This is a genomic window from [Clostridium] aminophilum (genome assembly GCF_900101295.1).
Lineage (GTDB): Bacteria > Bacillota > Clostridia > Lachnospirales > Lachnospiraceae > Clostridium_R > Clostridium_R aminophilum_A.
Genome location: NZ_FOIL01000012.1, coordinates 18,703 through 36,148 on the forward strand (window position 1 = coordinate 18,703; position 17,446 = coordinate 36,148).

Below are 17,446 nucleotides of genomic sequence, written 5' to 3' on the forward strand. Positions count from 1 at the left end.
ACGCTGACATGGCCATTTGGCTGAAGGGAGGATTGTTTATGAGTGAGTACACAAAGATTCAGACTGCCGGAACAAATGTAGCGTTAAAGGTACGAAAAGGTCATTTTGCCACAAATCACGCACACATCAATTATCACCTTGATCTGGCAACCGCGAAATGCCGCGCAAGCGAGGCTCAGGGTCTTGCGAAGGCACTGGTCAACAACTACCTGTTTGCCACGGTTGTCGACACCATTGTTTGCATGGAAGGAACCTCGGCTATGGGCGCGTTCCTCTCGGAGGAGCTGACCAGAAGCGGATTTTTGAACACCAATGCGCATAAGACCATTTACATTGTGCGTCCGGAGTTCAACAGCAACAGCCAGATTATCTTCCGCGACAACCTGAAGCCGATGATCGCCGGAAAGAATGTGATGATTCTCATGGGATCGGTTGTAACCGGCCGCTCGCTGAACCGGGCGATGGAGTCCATCAGCTATTACGGCGGAAAACTCACGGGCGTATCCGCGATCTTCAGCGCCATCGATGAACTCAACGGCATGAAGATCACCAGCGTATTCGGAAAGAAAGACCTTCCGGATTATGCATACTATGATTATCACGACTGCCCGATGTGCAAAGCGGGACAGAAGATCGAAGGTCTGGTAAATGCATACGGACTTTCCATGATCTGATGGCGGAGGCGAAGTCCGCTTGCGGACTTTGTTCGAATAAAGGGCCTGCAAATGCAGGGAAGGAATTTCGGAAAAGCCGGAGGAGAGATAGGAAATCAGAATATTCATGATGAGGGACCTGCCGGATGGCAGGTCCTTTTGCGTTTCATAGGAGATTTCGAAAGAAATATCCCATGAAATAAAAAAGGAGAAGGAGCCTGCGGCTCCTTCTCCGATCGATGTCGTATTCGATTATGACCGAAACGGCGGAATTACTTCAGGTTTAAGAATTCCTTGATCTTTCCGGTGATCATTACGCCGATGTCGTAGGAAGCGTCAACAGACTGAGCGCCCAGATGCGGAGTTACAAGGAAGTTATCGCAATCGAACAGCGGGGATACGAAGGTATCGTTTCCGGTCAGACCGCCGCCTGCGAGCTCATTTTCCATAACGTCAGCACCGTAGCCGCCAAGCTTGCCGGACTTCAGAGCCTCGTACATGTCAGCCTCGTTGCAGATGCCGCCGCGGCTCATGTTCAGAACAACCGCACCGTCTTTCATCTTTGCGATGGAATCCTTGTTGAAGAGGTCCTTTGTGTCCTTTGTCAGCGGAACGTGGATGGTTACATAATCAGCAACCTTGAGCATCTCCTCAACGGTAACGCCCTTTGCGTGCTCCTTCTCGAAATCCTCCGGCTTAAGAAACGGATCGTAAGCAACAACATCCATCTTGAACGCTCTTGCCAGCTCACCGACACGGCGTCCGATACGGCCAAAGCCCATGATTCCGAGTGTCTTTCCTCTCAGCTCGCAGCCAACGAATTTGTACTTATCCCACTCGTGATTCTTGGTAACATCGATGTGAGCGGCAACAACGTGACGGGAGATGTCGAGGAGCTTGGAAATGGTAAGCTCCGCAACGGCATTGGCATTCATGCCCGGTGCGTTGTAAACAGTGATGTTGTTTGCCTTTGCTGCATCCATATCGATATGATTCAGACCAACGGAGCAAACACCGATAACCTTCAGGTTCTTTGCTGCGTCAAGGATAGTTTTATCGATCTTCGGGTCAACACGCATGATCAGGACATCGTAGTCCGGAATGATTGCTGCGAGTTCTTCCTGTGTCGGAAGGATCTTTGTGTCCACCTGCATGTACTTGCTGAGTTCTTCGCCGATAAGAGCGTGTACGCGGTCAATAATCAGACATTTCATAGTTATACCCTCCATGAGTAAATGTTGTACCATACTTTCTAAAGTATAAACCATCCCATATAGGCAGTCAAGGAAGAGGAGGCCGGAAAAAGCCCGTTTTCCTATTGCTTTTTTATAATACGGGGTATAAATGTGTGCTATGTTTCGTGCACAATGACGATGAAAACTGTAGTTTTCTGTCGGAAACGGAGGCGACGGGGATTCCGGAGACGCCGGAAGGGAATTTCATAATCGTATGCTTATAACTGCGGCATATTTTTGGCGTATCTGGTATAGAAGGATTTGAAATTTTCATGGTGATGCTGCCTCCGGAAGGGATGCGGCAGCGTCATCGGACCGTATCATCGGAAAACTGACTTTGTTATGCGAAAAAGCAGGGAACGTGATAGAATGAAAAGTGGCAGGAGGTATCAGCGGAAATCATGGAAAGAGACGTTGTATTTAAGATGGAACGGCCGGGTCTCGTGAAAGAGGGACAGGTCGTGGAAGTGACGGAATCGGTCACACCGTATAATGTGAATTATATCGTTGAGCCGGCGGTGGCGATGTCGGGACTGTTCCGGCTGAATGACCGTCTGAAAAGTGATCACGGAACGGTAAAGAAGATCGAACAGAATGACCGGGGATACTACATTACGGTCACATTTGACGAGTAATTCGTCTTTTAATATAATAATCTAAATATGCACTGAATTCAGATAATTATGAGAGATCAGGGCAGGGAAAGAGGTGCAGGAATGTTTCGACTGATTCACGTAGGTGTCTATGTGGTGGGGTATCTTTTGCTGAAACTTGGAAAACTGAAAACGCTGATGAAGACGGCGGAGACGGATCCGAGGAAGGCGGAAGAGGAAAGCCAGATCTTTGTGAAACAGGTTATGACCGGAATCCTGAAGGCCGCCGGCGTTCAGGTTCATGTCACCGGACTGGAGAATATACCGAAGGATACGGCAGTGCTCTATGTCGGAAATCACCGCAGTTATTTTGATGTCATTTCGGGATATGCCTATGCGCCGGGAAGACTCGGTTTTGTCGCCAAGGAAGAGATTCGGAAAGTACCGGTTCTTGCCGAATGGATGAAGCTGCTCCGCTGCGTATTCCTGAACCGCAGCAATCCGCGGGAGGGTCTCAAGGCGATTCTGGAAGCCATCGGCAATGTCAGGAACGGAACCAGTATGTGGATTTTTCCGGAAGGCACCAGAAGCACCGGCAGTGAGCTCGATATGCTGCCTTTCCGAGAGGGAAGCATGAAGATTGCGGAGAAAGCCAAATGCCCGGTGGTGCCGGTCGCATTTACCGGGACCGCGGAAGTATTTGAGAAGCATTTTCCGCGCATTACCGCCGGAGAGATCACGCTTCATTTCGGAGAGCCGTTTTCCATCGCGGATCTTCCGGATGACCAGCGAAAGACCAGCGCGGCTTATGTACAAAACCGGATCAGGGAGATGATCTGTGAGGATCTTGGAATACCGTATCAGCCGGCGGCCGGGATCGGGGAGAACGGGAAAGAATCCTGATCTGAGGGAAGCCGCTGCTGCAGCGGGGCCGAAGGAGAGGATCGATGACAGCCGCGGCTGCGGCAGAAAAGCGGAACAGTGGAAGAAGGACCTGTTAAAGGGAACATGATGAAAATGCGGCCGCCGTCAGAGAGGTGCCGCAAAAGGAAAGGAGTATCATGGCGAACAGCAATCACCCGGAAGAGGATTCTGCAAAGCACGGGGCAGATGCGGAAATGGCAGCAGGTGAGACGGTTGCAGATGTCCGGAGAGAACTGGATGAACTGGACCCGCAGCTGAAAGAACTGTTTCTCCGGCGCATGGAACTGAACCGGCGTCTCGGGGAAGCAAAGCTTCGGAACGGCAGGGAAGTATATGATCCGGCCAGAGAAAACCGGAAGCTGCAGGCGGTTTCCGGCGATCTGGAAGACGAGTTCAACCGCAACGCGGTCCGTGAACTGTTTATGCACGTCATGACACTCGGTCGCCGCTACCAGTACCAGACGATCAAACAGCTCAGCGGAGACGTTGACGAGAATGACGGCACCTTTGGTTTTGAACGCATTTCGGAGCTGGATTACGAAAACAGCAGGATCGCCTATCAGGGGCTTCCGGGGGCGTACGGACAGATTGCGGCGGAGCGCTTCTTCGGGGAAGATGCCGACATTCACCATGTAAAAAAATTCGAGGACCTGATGCGGGAACTTCAGTTCGGCGATGCGGATTTTGCCGTGATGCCCATCGAGAATTCCACGGCAGGCGTGGTGTCCGGCAATTATGAACTTTTGCAGGCGTATGACAATTACATCGTGGCCGAGATTTTTGTCCCGGTAAACCATTGTCTTCTCACGGTTCCGGGGGCAAAACTTTCCGACATCCGCAAGGTCTATTCTCATCCGCAGTCACTGATGCAGTGCACCGGATTTCTGGAGCATGCCGGATGGGAGCAGCAACCGATGGAGAACAATGCCGTCGCAGCGAAAAAAGTTGTGGAGGACGGGGATCCGTCGTGCGCGGCCATCGCAAGCGAGACAGCCGGAAGAATCTACGGTCTGAATGTCCTGAAACGGAGCATCAATGACCGCCGGGACAACACCACCCGTTTTTTGATCATTGCGAACCGGCCGGTCTATCTTCTCGGCGCGGAGAAGATCAGTCTCTGCTTTGAGGTGCCGCACCGGAGCGGTTCTCTGTACAGTATCCTGGGCAATTTCATCTACAATAATGTCAATATGACGATGATCCAGTCACGTCCGATTCCGGACATGAGCTGGGAGTATCGTTTCTTTGTCGATATCGAGGGCAATTTATCCAGCTCCGCCGTTCGGAGCGCGCTGGCGGCGATTTTCCGCGAGGCGCAGAACGTCCGGATCCTGGGGAATTATTAAGCGTAACGGTGAACCGGAAGAAGGGGACTTTCCCGCTTTGATCCGGGGGGGAAGGACAGCGTTATGAAAATGTTTGCGGCAATCGACGTGGGTTCGTTTGATACGGAGATTGCGATCTATGAGATTTCGGAGGAACACGGGATCCGGAAGATCGATCATGTGCGACGTCAGCTGACCATCGGACGGGACACGTACAATGACGGAAGGATCAGTCTTCCGGTCATGCGTGAGCTGATCCGGGTGCTGGAACACTTCCGCGAGCGGATGGACGGATATCATGTCGAGGATTACCGGGCGTATGCGGCCAGCGCACTCCGTGAGGCCACAAACAGCCGTATTATTCTCGATCAGATCCGAAATGCCACGGGACTGCAGGTGCATACGATCAACAACTCGGAACTGCGATTTATGACACACAAGGCGCTGGCGCTCCGCAGCAGTCGGTTTGACCGGGGGGCGGGGGGCCGGATGGCCGTTCTGGATGTGGGGTTCGGAAGTTCCCAGCTGTCCCTGTTTGAGGACGGTGTTCTGGTGTCGACGCAGAATCTGTCCCTCGGAGTTCTCCGCATTGCCGAGATGTCTTCCCACTGGAAGACCGAGAGCCGGCTGATCCCGGACATCGAGGGAGAACTGATGGACAAGGAGCTCGCCACATACCGGGACATTTATCTGGGTGGTATGCGGGTTGACACGCTGATCGCCACCGGTGAGAGCATCAACAATATGGTGCTCCGCGGGATGAAGGAGAAACCGGGAAAAATGTATACGGCGGCGGAGTTCGGAGAATTCTGCCGGCGGATCAGCCATATGACGGAGGAAGAAATCGCCGAGTTCTGCGACATTTCGGGGGCGTATGCCCGGGTCATGATCCCCAGTGCGGTTTTGTACGAAAAGGTATTGGAGCTGACCGGCGCCGGGGAGGTATGGGTCGGAGGCGTGACGCTCTGCGACGGGATCGCGGCGGATTACGCCGAAGAGCAGAAACTTGTCCGGTTCCGGCATGATTTTGCGGATGACGCGCTGTCGGCCGCAAGAAATATGTCGGCCCGTTATAAGGGAGACCGGAATCACATTGAGGCAGTGGAGAAGACGGCGATGGCGGTCTTTGACACCCTTCAGGAAAAATATGGTCTGAACAGCCGGAGCAGACTTCTTCTCCGGCTTGCCGCCATTCTGCATGACTGCGGAAAGTATGTCTCCATTACCCGTGAGACCCGCAGTTCGTATCAGATCATCATGTCGACGGAACTGATCGGAATCTCTCATCTGGAGCGGGAGATCGTTGCCAATGTGGTCCGCTACAACACGAGAGAGTTTGTCTATGACGAGATCCATCTGGAATCGGATCTGTCGCAGTACGACGGACTGGCCAAAGGAAAGTCGGAGATTGTGCTTGAGATCGCAAAACTTGCGGCGATCCTGCGCCTGGCCAATTCCGTCGACCGGAGTCACCGTCAGAAGCTGAAGGATCTGGATGTCCGGCTGGAGGACGGCACCCTTGTGATGGAGACGGCGTGCGGGGAAAATCTCACGCTGGAACAGTATTCCATGGAACAGAAAGAGGAATTCTTTGAGGAGATCTACGGCATTCAGCCTGTTCTGCAGAGAAAGAGAAGATAAGGGGTATGGGAAAGATCAAATCCAGGTACAGAGATCCGGAAAACTATTATAACCGCGAACTCAGCTGGCTTTTGTTTGACCGCCGGATTCTGGGCGAGGCGGAGGACGTGACCAACCGGCCTTTCGAGAGAATGAAGTTTCTGTCGATCACGGCCTCGAATCTGGATGAATTCTTTATGGTCCGCGTCGCATCGCTGAAGGCGCTGGATCATGTCGGGGACGTCTCGCGGGACGCGGCCGGCATGACGCCGAAAGAACAGCTGTCCGCCATCAGCGGGAAAACCCATGAGATCGTGGAAGAACAGTACCGCCTGTACAATGAGGAAATCCGGCCGATCCTCGCGGAGGCCGGCGTGCCGGTTGTCGGCGGTCATGAGAAAATGACGGAAGAAGAGCGCGAATATGCGGACCGTTTCTTTGCCCGGGAAGTCTATCCGGTTCTCACACCCATGGCGGTGGATTCCGGAAGGCCGTTTCCGCTCATCCGGAACCGGTCGCTGAATCTTGCGATTCTGATGCGGAAAAAGGGAGAGACTGCCGATTTGCCGGTGTTTGCGATGGTCCGGGTTCCCGATGTGCTGAGCCGCGCGGTGGAGCTTCCGGGCGGGCGCATCATCTATCTCGAGGAAATCATTGAGCGGAACATCGGAAAACTGTTCCTGAATTACGATATCATTGCCTGCAGCCCGTTCCGCATCATGCGGAGCGCGGACATGAGCATTGAGGAGGACGACACGGGGGATCTCCTTCAGGAGATCGAACAAAAACTCCGGGAGCGCCAGTGGGGCGATGTGATCCGCCTGGACATTGACGATCACATGGACTTCAGACTGCTGGAAGTGCTCCGCGTAAAGCTTTCGGTCGGCGACGAAGAAATCTACCGGATTCCGGGACCGCTGGATCTGACGGTTCTGGAGGAACTGTACGGCCGCTACGGAAGGCCGGAACTGATGCTGGATCCGTTCACGCCGCAGCCGGTGCCGGAACTGATGAACGACGAGGACATTTTCGCCAACATCCGGAAAGGGGACATTCTTCTGTCACATCCCTATGAATCCTTTGATCCGGTGATCCGTTTCATCCGACGGGCGGCAAAAGATCCGGATGTTCTCGCCATCAAACAGACGCTCTACCGCGTCAGCGGCCGTTCACCGATCATCGCGGCGCTGGCGGAAGCGGCGGACAACGGAAAACAGGTCTCTGTCCTTCTGGAACTGAAGGCGAGATTCGATGAGGAGAATAACATCGCCTGGGCGAAAATGCTGGAGAAGGCCGGGTGTCACGTGATCTATGGGCTGGTCGGCCTGAAAACACACGGCAAGATTACTCTGGTGGTGCGCCGGGACGAGGACGGGATCCGGCGGTATGTCCATCTGGGCACCGGAAATTATAATGATTCCACGGCAAAACTCTATACCGACTTCGGGCTTCTGACATGCGATCCGGAGATCGGAGAGGACGCGTCGGCGTTCTTCAACATGCTCTCGGGATATTCGGAGCCGCTGTTCTGGAACTGCCTTTCGATTGCGCCGCTCTGGCTGCGGAAGCGTTTTCTTTTTCTGATTGACCGGGAGGCGAAAAATGCGGCCGGAGGGAGAACGAGCGGCATCATTGCCAAGATGAATTCCCTGTGCGACCGCGAGATCATCGAGCATCTCTACGCGGCGGGGGCAGCAGGGGTTCCCATCACGCTGATCGTCCGCGGAATCTGTTCCCTTCGGGCGGGGGTTCCGGGACTCTCCGAGAACATCACCGTCATCTCAATTGTCGGGGATTATCTTGAGCATGCCCGGGTATTCCGGTTTGAAAATGCCGGCGATCCGCAGTATTACATGGCGAGCAGCGACTGGATGCCGAGAAACCTTGACCGGCGTGTGGAGATCATGTTCCCGATCCGCTCTCCGGAGCTGAGGGCGCGGGTTCAGCATATGTTGGAGGTACAGCTCAGCGACAACACGAAGCTCTACGAGATGCGGCCGGACGGTTCTTACGGGAAGCGGAAGCGCAGCGGCAAACGGATTGTGGCACAGGAAATTTTCCGGAAAGAGGCTGTGCGGAACGCGAAAGCGGTGTGGGATCTGGATGATCCGGTGAAGACAAGGACATTTGTCCCGCGGCAGGCGTCGCAGGAAAATCGGGACCGGAAAAAGACATAAACGGATGACGGCAGGAGAACGGATCTTTCCGCGAAACCGGACAGGCCATGTACAATGCCAAAATAATAAAAAGACAGAAAACGGAAAGAAACCGTAAAAACCAAAAATCAAAAACTGAGATACAGTGTTTAGGAGGATAATATGTCAGACATCGGAATTTTAGTAGTGGACGATGAGCCGGAGATCGCCAATCTGGTAGAGATCTATCTGGTCAGCGACGGATACAAGGTCTACAAGGCGAACACCGCGCAGGAGGGCTTCGACGTCCTCGCGAGAGAAAAGGTTCATCTGGTCCTTCTCGACATCATGCTTCCGGGCATGGATGGACTGACGATGTGCCGAAAGATCCGGGAAAACAATAATATTCCGATCATCATGCTCAGCGCGAAATCGACGGATCTGGACAAGATCCGGGGACTCGGAACCGGTGCGGACGATTATGTCACGAAACCGTTCAATCCACTGGAACTCACGGCGAGAGTCAAATCGCAGCTTCGCCGGTATACGCAGCTGAATCCTCAGAGTTCATCCGATGCATCTGCCGGTGAGATCTCCATCCACGGACTGACCATCAGCCGGGAGAATCACCGCGTCACCGTGTACGGTGAGGATGTAAAGCTGACGCCGATCGAGTTCGATATCCTGTATCTTCTGGCATCGAACCCGGGCAAAGTGTTCAGCACGGATGAGATCTTTGAGCAGGTATGGCATGAAAAAGTTTACGAAGCCAACAACACGGTCATGGTTCACATTCGGAGACTTCGCGGAAAGATGAAGGAGGACTCCAGACAGAACAAGATCATCACCACTGTCTGGGGCGTGGGATACAAGATTGAAAAGTAACAGAAAGAACCGGGATATGAGCGGCCAGTTCCATTCAAGGCTGGTCGAGAGTATGGTGTTATCCGCGGTGGTTGCCTGTGCGATCGAGCTGATCATCGTGTTTCTGGCGGCCGCTCTCCGGGATTACCTGCAGAGTACGCGGGGAAGGGAAAATGTTGTCTTAAGACTGCTTGAGATGGATACGCTGATGATGCTTCTGTACGTCATCAGCGCTGTCGGCATTTTCTCTTTTATCTTTTTTAAGCGGATCGGCGGTTCGATCCGCTATCTGGGTCGGATCTCTGCGGCGATGCAGAATATTTCCGAAGGAGATCTGAATACGACCGTCGATGTAAAGGGCGATGATGAGATCACGGCCATGGCGGATAATCTGAACAAGATGGTGGAAGAACTCCGCATGCTGATGGATCGGGAGCGGGAGGCGGAACGGACGAAAAACGAGCTGATCACCAACGTCGCGCACGATCTTCGGACACCGCTGACTTCCATCATTGGCTATCTGGAGCTTCTCTCTGTCAACACGCAGCTTCCGGAAGAGACAAGAAAACGTTATACCGACATTGCGTTTGCAAAATCCAAACGCCTGCAGCAGCTGATCGAGGACCTCTTCGGTTTCACAAAGCTTGGCGGCGGGAAAATAGCGATGAAGATCGGCAATGTCGATATTGTGCGGCTGTTAAGCCAGCTTCTGGAAGAATTCTATCCGAGCTTTCACGCCAGAAATCTCTCCTATGAGCTGGAGAGCAATGTTCCGGCGAAAGTGATCTCCGCAGACGGCAATCTCCTCGCAAGACTGTTTGACAATCTGATCAACAATGCCATCAAGTACGGCGCGGACGGGAAAAAGGTCATCATCGGCATCCGTGCGGAAGAGGATGTGGTCACGGTCACGGTCAAGAACTACGGATACGTGATTCCGCCGGATGAGCTTCCGCAGATCTTCCAGCGGTTCTACCGCGTGGAACACGCGCGGACGAGCAGCACGGGCGGAACGGGCCTTGGTCTGGCGATCGCGAAGAATATTGTTGATATGCACGGCGGAACCATCGGGGTGACCAGTGATCTGAACGGAACGGTGTTCACGGTGCGGCTGCACACAAGACTCAGCGCGGACCGGGAAAATTTCACCCTTCCGGGGGAGAAGCGGAACGGACGCACAAGAACCGCGCGGATGAACCGGAATTGAGCAGAGTGTCCGGACAGAGAACTTTCAGGTTTTGATTTGTGAGAGCCGCGAAGCGAGTTTCGTCTCGCTGGCAGCTCAGGCCGACTGGCTTGTCGATGGAGTCTGGGGAACAGGGAAATGATGAGTGAGAGGAAAAAGGGGCGGATCATTCTTGCGGCAGCGGCGGCATTGACCGCCGTGATGGGAACCACGCCGCTGTGTGCGTTTGCTGCCGGAACGCAGGAGGATTCTCCTGCTGAGGATGTGCCTGCCGTAGGAACAGAGGAGATCGCAATCAGCTACGGGTTTGAGAACACGGTTCAGGCCGGCCGTTTTACGGCGGTTCATATCCGGATCAGCCCGGAGCTGAACCGGCAGGCAGAATCTCTGTCGATCCGCACGGCGGATCCCAGCGGCGTGACCATTCTCTATGAATACAATCTTCACGACGGGAAACACGGTGAGACAGCGGCCGAACCGACTGTTTTCGCCGGAGAGAACGGCAATGCTGCCGAAACAGGTTCCGCCGGAACACCGGCGCCGGAACTGACCGGACCGGGCGCGGAGGAACAGGACGATTCGGAAACCTACACTTACTGCGTCCCCTTCGGAAGCCGCATGAAATCCATGCAGGTCATTCTGAAAGATGCCACCGGCCGGATACTCGCAGAGTCGCAGTCGGACCTTCCGAAGGCGAAAACCGAACCGCAGAGCTACATCGGCGTGTTTTCCGACCGGTCGGATCAGCTGGATTGGATGAATGGCGTGGACGTGGACGGCGGAGCATTTTCCACGAGAACCATTCTTCTGGACAAGAATACGGCACCGGAAGATCCGCTGGAATACGATGAGCTGGATATGATCGTGATCTCCGATTACGACACGTCTCTTTTGAATCCCGAACAGATCGACAGCATTTACAGCTTTGCCGCAAACGGCGGCATTCTTCTGTTCGGCGGCGGCGCATCCTACCGGTCGAATTTCGGCCCGCTGGCGGAGCGGTTCCTCTCGAAGACACCGCTGAAAGAAGCCGAGAACCGCATGGTGAACATGGGACCGGAATATGCGCGGAACAGCCCGGACGATTCGCTGGTGGAACTCTCCTGCGCGGATGTGAACCTGAGTGGAGGCAACACCCTGATTTCCGGGGAAAGATTCCCGCTTCTCAGCATGGCGGCCTGCCAGAAGGGGTATGTCGAGGCGGCGGCGTATTCTTTTTCGGATATCAGCGGGTTTGCGGCGGAAAATCCGGCTTATACACAGAATTTCTTTGCGGAAGCCTACGGCGGAACGTGGAAAAATATTGTTCAGGCCGATCACATCGCAGAGGACACCTATTTTGACGTTCTGGATCTGACCGGCACCGGTGACATGGAGAATCTTCCGAACGCAGCGGTGTATGCGCTGATTCTCGTTCTCTATGTGATTGCGGTCGGACCGGGGGTGTACCTGATCCTCCGCGCCCATCGCCTCCAGCGGTATTATCTTGTGGCAGTGGCGGCGTGCAGCGCCTTTTTTACCTGTGCGGTGTATGTGGCCGGCGTGCGGACCCGTTTTTCCGGGCCGTTTTACACCTACGCGACCATTCTGGACGTGACGGGCGGCGGGCAGCAGGAGAATACCTGCCTGAATCTGCGAAGCCCCAACGGCCGGAGCTTCCGGACGGTTCTCTCCGAGGGGTACCGTGTCATACCGGTTACATATCCCTATGATATGGGCAAGGGAGTGCTCTCGCCGGATCCGAACAGCTATCATATCGGAGTTTCGTCGGATGAAGACGGAACGCAGATCCGGATTCGCGGACGGGAGTCCTTCGCATCCTCCATGTTTTATCTGACCAAAAATGAGAACAGTCTTCCGGACGGGAAAGCCGGAAACGGTGCGGGAGAGGCGGTTTCCGACAGCGGATCCGGGACGGCGGGAGCTGTGGGCGAAACGGCAGCCGGAGCAGGACAGACCGGGGAACAGCCGGCAGTGAAATACCGCATCGACGGACAGGCTTCCATCATGGAGATGAAAGCAACCGGAACCCTGACCAACCGGAGCTCGGAGGCGCTTCGGGACGCGGCGGTGCTCTTCGGCGGAAAAGCGGTTCTGATCGGTGACATGGAACCGGGCGAAACGGTTGATTTGTCGAAATGCCCGGTGCTGAACATTCCGGTCGGAAATGATTCGCTGGCGGCGGACGGCATCATTGACTCGCTGCGCAGCAGTCTCGATCCGCAGAAAGACCGGATCCGGAGACTGGAGAAGGCGAGGCTTCTGGTGTTCGATATGCAGCGCAAAACGATGGAATATGCCGGAAATGGACGTTTTATCGGATTTCCGCAGAACAGCACGCCGGAATTTCTCAGAGAATCCCTTCAGGATAAAGATCCGGACGGGCAGCGGATTACCGTTTCCGGGCAGACGATTGTGACCTGTGAACTGGGCGAACCGGATCACACGGGGGATCCGGACGACCGGATCTACAGCCCCGCACTCCGGCGGCTTCCGAGGGTGATCAGCGGAGAATATTACGCGGATTACAATGAGATGAACGGAACGGAGAACGGACCGCTGACTCTGGAATACGCGTTCAACAGCAGACTTGTCATCGAAAAGATTGAATTTGAGAAGCTGTCTCCGGTGTACACCGAGCAGAGCGGAAAGAGCACGGATTTCTCCCGGGTTTCGATGTTTAACGGAAACATTTATTTTTACAATTATGATACCGGAAAGAATGACCTGATGGAGACGAAGGACAGTTACACGGCGGAGGAACTTGTCCCGTATCTGTCTCCGGCGAATACGCTGATGGTCCGCTATTCCGGCGGAAATGAAGGTGTGCAGTATCTTCCGGTCCCGTGTGCGGTCGGAAAACTGGCCGAGAAACAGGAGTGAGGCCGAATTCATGGCAAAGACGATTCTGGAATTGAAAAATCTGAAAAAGTCTTACGGGACGGAAACGGTTCTGAACGGACTTTCTCTCACGATCCGGGAGGGAGAACTCTACGGATTTGTGGGAGCGAACGGCGCCGGCAAGACGACCACAATCCGCATAGCGGCCGGTCTGCTTGCGCCGGATGAGGGGACCGTTCTGGTTGAAGGGGAAGATCTCTGGAAAGCGCGGTCCAAGCCGAAGACGTCGGCGGCCATCATGAAAAAGATCGGATATGTCCCGGATTTTTTCGGCGTGTATGAGAATTTCCGCGTCAGCGAATACATGGAATTCTTTGCTTCCTGCTATGGCCTTTCGGGACTCCGGGCCAGAAGACGGTGTGAAATGCTTCTGGACCAGACGGGGCTCTATGACAAGGCGGAGTATTACGCGAGCAGCCTTTCCCGGGGAATGAAGCAGAGACTGTGCCTTGCACGGGCGCTCATCCACGATCCGGATCTCCTGATTCTGGACGAGCCGGCCTCGGGACTTGATCCGCTGACCCGGAGCCAGTATTTTGAGATCCTGAAGGAACTGAAGAATCAGGGAAAGGCGCTTCTGATCAGCAGTCACATTCTCTCGGAGCTGTCGGGGATCTGTTCCTCGGCCGGCATGATCGACAACGGAACGATGATTGTCAGCGGGACGATGGAAGAGATCTTTGAGAGCGTCGATATTTCCCGGCCGATTCTGATTCAGGTGATCGGAGATCCGACGGGGGCGCTTGCCGTTCTTCGCGAGGATCCGAACGTGGAATCCGTCATGGTGGACGGGGAAATGCTGAAGATCGAGTACATCGGTACGAGAGCGGATGAGGAAATGCTGCTGCGCATGATGGTGCGGGGCGGCGTGCACGTGACCGGTTTTATGCGGCAGCAGGGAGATCTTGAGACCGCATTCCTGCAGCTGGCGGGCAAAAAGGCAGACGGAAAGGTATTGATCGATTATGAGATGGAATCCGATATTGCGGAAGGGAATTATCATTGACAGCCGAAGCTCGCGGCTTCCGGTCATCATTTTCTTTTTTAATCTGATCCTGTCGGCGGCGGGAATCTTCAATCTGGCGCATCTGACGATGGACGCCAGGGAGACGGCCACGATCCGGTATGAGTCGATCATCCAGCTGTATTCCCTGATTTCCACGATGGAGTTTATGATGCTGCTGGTCATCACACCGGCGCTCACCGCACCGGCGATCTGCAGCGAGAGGGAGGGGCAGATGCTGGATCTTCTTCAGACCACTTCCCTCGGGAACGGTCGGATTGTCGCGGGAAAACTGGAGAGTGCCGTCATCGAGATGATGGCGCTTCTGGTCTCCGCGCTTCCGGTGCAGTCGTTGGTTTTTATCTTCGGCGGCGCCACGGCGCTGGATCTGCTTCTGCCGCTGATTGCCTTCTTTGTGGCGATCCTTTTTATCGGCGGAATGGGGATCTTCTCTTCCGCAATTTGCAGAAGAACCGTGGCGGCAAATGTGGTATCATATATCCTGACGGTATTTATGACCGGCGGCACGTGGCTGATTGCGCATTTTGCGCGGTGGATATCGGCGAGAGCCGCGGACGGGGAGGCAGTCGGAACAGCCGGGGGATGGCTTTACGGACTGCTGTTCAATCCGGCGGTGACGTATATGTGTGTGATTGACAGACAGGCGGGGGATATGACAGACGAACTGACCAGTCTGATTGGATATGTTCCGAAGAATCCGATAACGGAGCACTGGATTCCGGTCAGCCTTCTTCTGCAGCTGATTGCGGCGGCCTGCTTTATTGCGGGAGCGGTGCGGATTATCGCACCGGGATCGGGATACTTTACCGGTAAGGATTAAGGATACATGAATATGGCAGCGGCAGCGCGTCAGACGTGATTATCGCATATGCGGCAAAACGAGGCGCCTGCTGTCCATATTCAGCGATCCGGGTCAGGAAAACAAAAAAGCCGTGCAGAAAAGATATGGAACGAGGAGTGAAAAGAAATGTCATCGGAGAATACGGCAGAACTTCGGAAAAAAGGAATGGATTCCCTTTATAAACAGTGCGATTCCTCCCTCTATGAGGAGGCCATCGGCTGGATAGATGAGGCAGCCCGGGCAGGCGATGCGGATGCATGGTACGTGCTGGGGCATTGTTTCAGTTGGGGCGACGGCGGTGTCGGATTCAACAAAGAAAAAGCATATGACTGTTTTCTGCGCGGAGCCCGCGGGGGAAGCGCGCTTGCGGTTCTGGGGGCACTCCGGGCAGGACTCTTTGATGATACAATGCGCCGTGAGTCGCTTTACACGGTCCGGGAGTGCTGGAACCGGGTCCGCTCCGAAGCGGATATGGGAGACGAATATGCGGCCTGGCAGGTGGCAGAGACTCTGGAGTGGGGCGACCTGTCCAGACTGACCGAGGAAGAACTGAACGTTCTTCTTCCGAAAGAAGAGGAACCGGAGGACGGCGGAGAGACCGGTAAGGCGGAAGCCGGGGATACCGGGGAAAGTTCGGAATCCGCCGGACAGGGCAATCCGGAACCGGACGGCGGGGAAGCGGCCGGGAATACTGACGGTACGGAGTTCCGGAAGGCCGCGGACGAAAGCGCTGAGGGAAACGCCGAGGATCATCTGGACGAAAGCGCAGAGGGAAACACCGCGGATCATTTGGACGAAAGCGCAGAGGGAAACACCGCGGACCATTTGGATGAAAGTGCAGGGGAAAACTCTGCTGACGGCGCAGACGGCAAAGCTGCCGAAACCGCAGCTGACAGTGCGGCCGCGGAAAAGGACACCGGCCTTCGCATCCGCCGTGTGATCACGAAGCCGTTTCCGAGATTTATGATCCCGGAGCCGAGAATCAGCATGGTCTATTACAGCAAGGCGGCGGAAGCCGGTATCGTCGCTGCGATGGAGAAGATCGGAAAACACTGCCGGGAGGGACGTCTCATTCCGGTTGATATCGAAGGTTTTCTCCTGTGGGCCAGAAAATGCGCTTCCCTCGGAAACGCATGGGGGCTCTGCGAGATGGGACTGTACAGTCGCGAAAAGGGAGACGATGAGGCTGCATTCCGCTATCTGGAGGCGGCGGAGATTCAGGGAGATCCGAGAGCATTCTATCCGCTCGGCATGTACTATCTGGAAGGCAAGGTGACGGAGAGGGACCTCGATAAGGCGGTTTCCTGTCTGGAAAAGGCCGGAAAGATGAACGATAATCGAAGTTTTATGGCGCTCGGCAATCTGTTCTATCAGGATATTCTGGTGGAGCGAGATGACGGAAAAGCCTTCTACTGGTACAGCAAGGCGTACGGAGACGGATACGGTGAGGCGGCACTCGCACTCGCGCATCTCTATCTTCGGGAGACGGAGTATCAGGACAATGAGAAAGCCGTCCGGCTTCTGGAAGAGGCAGGCGCGGCGGTCGATCCGGCGGTTTCCTCGGAGGCCAATCTGATGCTGGGCAACATTTTCCGCGACGGACTCACCGGAATTCAGGATCCGGTCCGTGCGGTATATTTCTACGAGACCGGCGCAAAGACCGGCAATCCGGAATGCATGGAGCTGGCCGCAACGATGTACTATCAGGGAGAGGACGGCCTCGAGCCGGATTACGATAAGGCATTCTACTGGCTGAACCTCTGCGAACTGAACGGAACACTCCAGTCCTGCTCCAAACTTGCGACACTCTACCTGGAAGGCTGGGGATGCGAAGCCAATGAAGAACGGGCAAAAGAACTGTTCGAGAAAGCTTCACGGACCGAATACGACGGATATGCCTTTTATATGCTGGGAAAAATCGCGGAGCAAAACGGCACGCCGGAGGATCTGGAATATGCGGTGCGGATGTATGACACCGCGATTGATATGGGATATTCGGAAGCATCCAGGCGGCTGTCCCATTTCCGCAAAACGATCTTCGGACACTGGAAGGTGACCCGGTGAGAGAGCGGAAATCCGGAACTTCTGTTCCGGACGCGGTGCAGAAAACACCGGCCGGTCGGAGAACTTCCGGTTATCGGAGCA

General features: G+C 54.7%; 13 protein-coding genes. 12 read left to right on the top strand and 1 reads right to left on the bottom strand.

All coding sequences use genetic code 11. From position 1 onward, the window contains the following. Window positions 1-38: 38 nt before the first annotated feature. Window positions 39-674 carry an orotate phosphoribosyltransferase gene (locus BMW41_RS04840; protein WP_074649097.1) on the top strand — a complete coding sequence of 212 codons (636 nt, stop codon included), beginning with the start codon at window positions 39-41 and terminating at the stop codon, window positions 672-674. Window positions 675-925: 251 nt separating this feature from the next. Here the strand turns inward: BMW41_RS04840 and BMW41_RS04845 are convergent, their stop codons facing one another. Continuing rightward, window positions 926-1,867: a D-2-hydroxyacid dehydrogenase gene (locus BMW41_RS04845; RefSeq protein WP_074649098.1), complete on the bottom strand. Its 942-nt coding sequence runs from the start codon at window positions 1,865-1,867 to the stop codon at window positions 926-928. Between the two features lie 422 nt (window positions 1,868-2,289). On the opposite strand from BMW41_RS04845, the gene BMW41_RS04850 reads away from it, so the two are divergent. From BMW41_RS04850 to BMW41_RS04900, 11 genes are all read left to right on the top strand, one after another. Beyond that, window positions 2,290-2,523: a hypothetical protein gene (locus BMW41_RS04850; protein ID WP_031471195.1), complete on the top strand. Its 234-nt coding sequence runs from the start codon at window positions 2,290-2,292 to the stop codon at window positions 2,521-2,523. A gap of 81 nt (window positions 2,524-2,604) precedes the next feature. Further along, the gene (locus BMW41_RS04855; protein ID WP_074649099.1) at window positions 2,605-3,384 is read left to right on the top strand and encodes a lysophospholipid acyltransferase family protein; all 780 of its coding nucleotides are present in this window, start codon (window positions 2,605-2,607) and stop codon (window positions 3,382-3,384) included. A gap of 215 nt (window positions 3,385-3,599) precedes the next feature. Beyond that, window positions 3,600-4,751: a bifunctional chorismate mutase/prephenate dehydratase gene (locus BMW41_RS04860; protein WP_074649128.1), complete on the top strand. Its 1,152-nt coding sequence runs from the start codon at window positions 3,600-3,602 to the stop codon at window positions 4,749-4,751. Between the two features lie 63 nt (window positions 4,752-4,814). Next, window positions 4,815-6,371: a Ppx/GppA phosphatase family protein gene (locus BMW41_RS04865; protein WP_074649100.1), complete on the top strand. Its 1,557-nt coding sequence runs from the start codon at window positions 4,815-4,817 to the stop codon at window positions 6,369-6,371. A gap of 5 nt (window positions 6,372-6,376) precedes the next feature. Beyond that, window positions 6,377-8,527, top strand: coding sequence for a polyphosphate kinase 1 (ppk1, locus tag BMW41_RS04870; protein WP_074649101.1), 2,151 nt, complete (start codon window positions 6,377-6,379; stop codon window positions 8,525-8,527). Between the two features lie 141 nt (window positions 8,528-8,668). After that, on the top strand, window positions 8,669-9,370 hold the full coding sequence (locus BMW41_RS04875; RefSeq protein WP_074649102.1) for a response regulator transcription factor: 702 nt from the start codon (window positions 8,669-8,671) through the stop codon (window positions 9,368-9,370). A 16-nt stretch (window positions 9,371-9,386) separates the two neighbouring features. Then, the gene (locus BMW41_RS04880) at window positions 9,387-10,556 is read left to right on the top strand and encodes a sensor histidine kinase (RefSeq protein ID WP_074649103.1); all 1,170 of its coding nucleotides are present in this window, start codon (window positions 9,387-9,389) and stop codon (window positions 10,554-10,556) included. Window positions 10,557-10,676: 120 nt separating this feature from the next. Beyond that, window positions 10,677-13,418 carry a hypothetical protein gene (locus BMW41_RS04885; RefSeq protein ID WP_143050812.1) on the top strand — a complete coding sequence of 914 codons (2,742 nt, stop codon included), beginning with the start codon at window positions 10,677-10,679 and terminating at the stop codon, window positions 13,416-13,418. 22 nt (window positions 13,419-13,440) lie between these two features. Then, a complete protein-coding gene (locus BMW41_RS04890; RefSeq protein ID WP_074649129.1) occupies window positions 13,441-14,442 on the top strand; it encodes an ABC transporter ATP-binding protein in 1,002 nt (333 codons plus the stop codon). Further along, window positions 14,402-15,280 carry an ABC transporter permease gene (locus tag BMW41_RS04895; protein ID WP_074649105.1) on the top strand — a complete coding sequence of 293 codons (879 nt, stop codon included), beginning with the start codon at window positions 14,402-14,404 and terminating at the stop codon, window positions 15,278-15,280. The genes BMW41_RS04890 and BMW41_RS04895 overlap by 41 nt, the downstream gene beginning before the upstream one ends. A 147-nt stretch (window positions 15,281-15,427) precedes the next feature. Further along, entirely contained in the window at window positions 15,428-17,365 is a 1,938-nt protein-coding gene (locus BMW41_RS04900; RefSeq protein ID WP_074649106.1) for an SEL1-like repeat protein, read from the top strand. The last annotated feature ends 81 nt before the right edge of the window (window positions 17,366-17,446 follow it).

Coding starts and splice junctions, on each gene's coding strand:
- BMW41_RS04840 (WP_074649097.1), top strand. CDS start 39: ATGAGTGAGTACACAAAGATTCAGACTGCCGGAACAAATGTAGCGTTA.
- BMW41_RS04845 (WP_074649098.1), bottom strand. CDS start 1,867: ATGAAATGTCTGATTATTGACCGCGTACACGCTCTTATCGGCGAAGAA.
- BMW41_RS04850 (WP_031471195.1), top strand. CDS start 2,290: ATGGAAAGAGACGTTGTATTTAAGATGGAACGGCCGGGTCTCGTGAAA.
- BMW41_RS04855 (WP_074649099.1), top strand. CDS start 2,605: ATGTTTCGACTGATTCACGTAGGTGTCTATGTGGTGGGGTATCTTTTG.
- BMW41_RS04860 (WP_074649128.1), top strand. CDS start 3,600: ATGGCAGCAGGTGAGACGGTTGCAGATGTCCGGAGAGAACTGGATGAA.
- BMW41_RS04865 (WP_074649100.1), top strand. CDS start 4,815: ATGAAAATGTTTGCGGCAATCGACGTGGGTTCGTTTGATACGGAGATT.
- ppk1 (WP_074649101.1), top strand. CDS start 6,377: ATGGGAAAGATCAAATCCAGGTACAGAGATCCGGAAAACTATTATAAC.
- BMW41_RS04875 (WP_074649102.1), top strand. CDS start 8,669: ATGTCAGACATCGGAATTTTAGTAGTGGACGATGAGCCGGAGATCGCC.
- BMW41_RS04880 (WP_074649103.1), top strand. CDS start 9,387: ATGAGCGGCCAGTTCCATTCAAGGCTGGTCGAGAGTATGGTGTTATCC.
- BMW41_RS04885 (WP_143050812.1), top strand. CDS start 10,677: ATGAGTGAGAGGAAAAAGGGGCGGATCATTCTTGCGGCAGCGGCGGCA.
- BMW41_RS04895 (WP_074649105.1), top strand. CDS start 14,402: ATGAGATGGAATCCGATATTGCGGAAGGGAATTATCATTGACAGCCGA.
- BMW41_RS04900 (WP_074649106.1), top strand. CDS start 15,428: ATGTCATCGGAGAATACGGCAGAACTTCGGAAAAAAGGAATGGATTCC.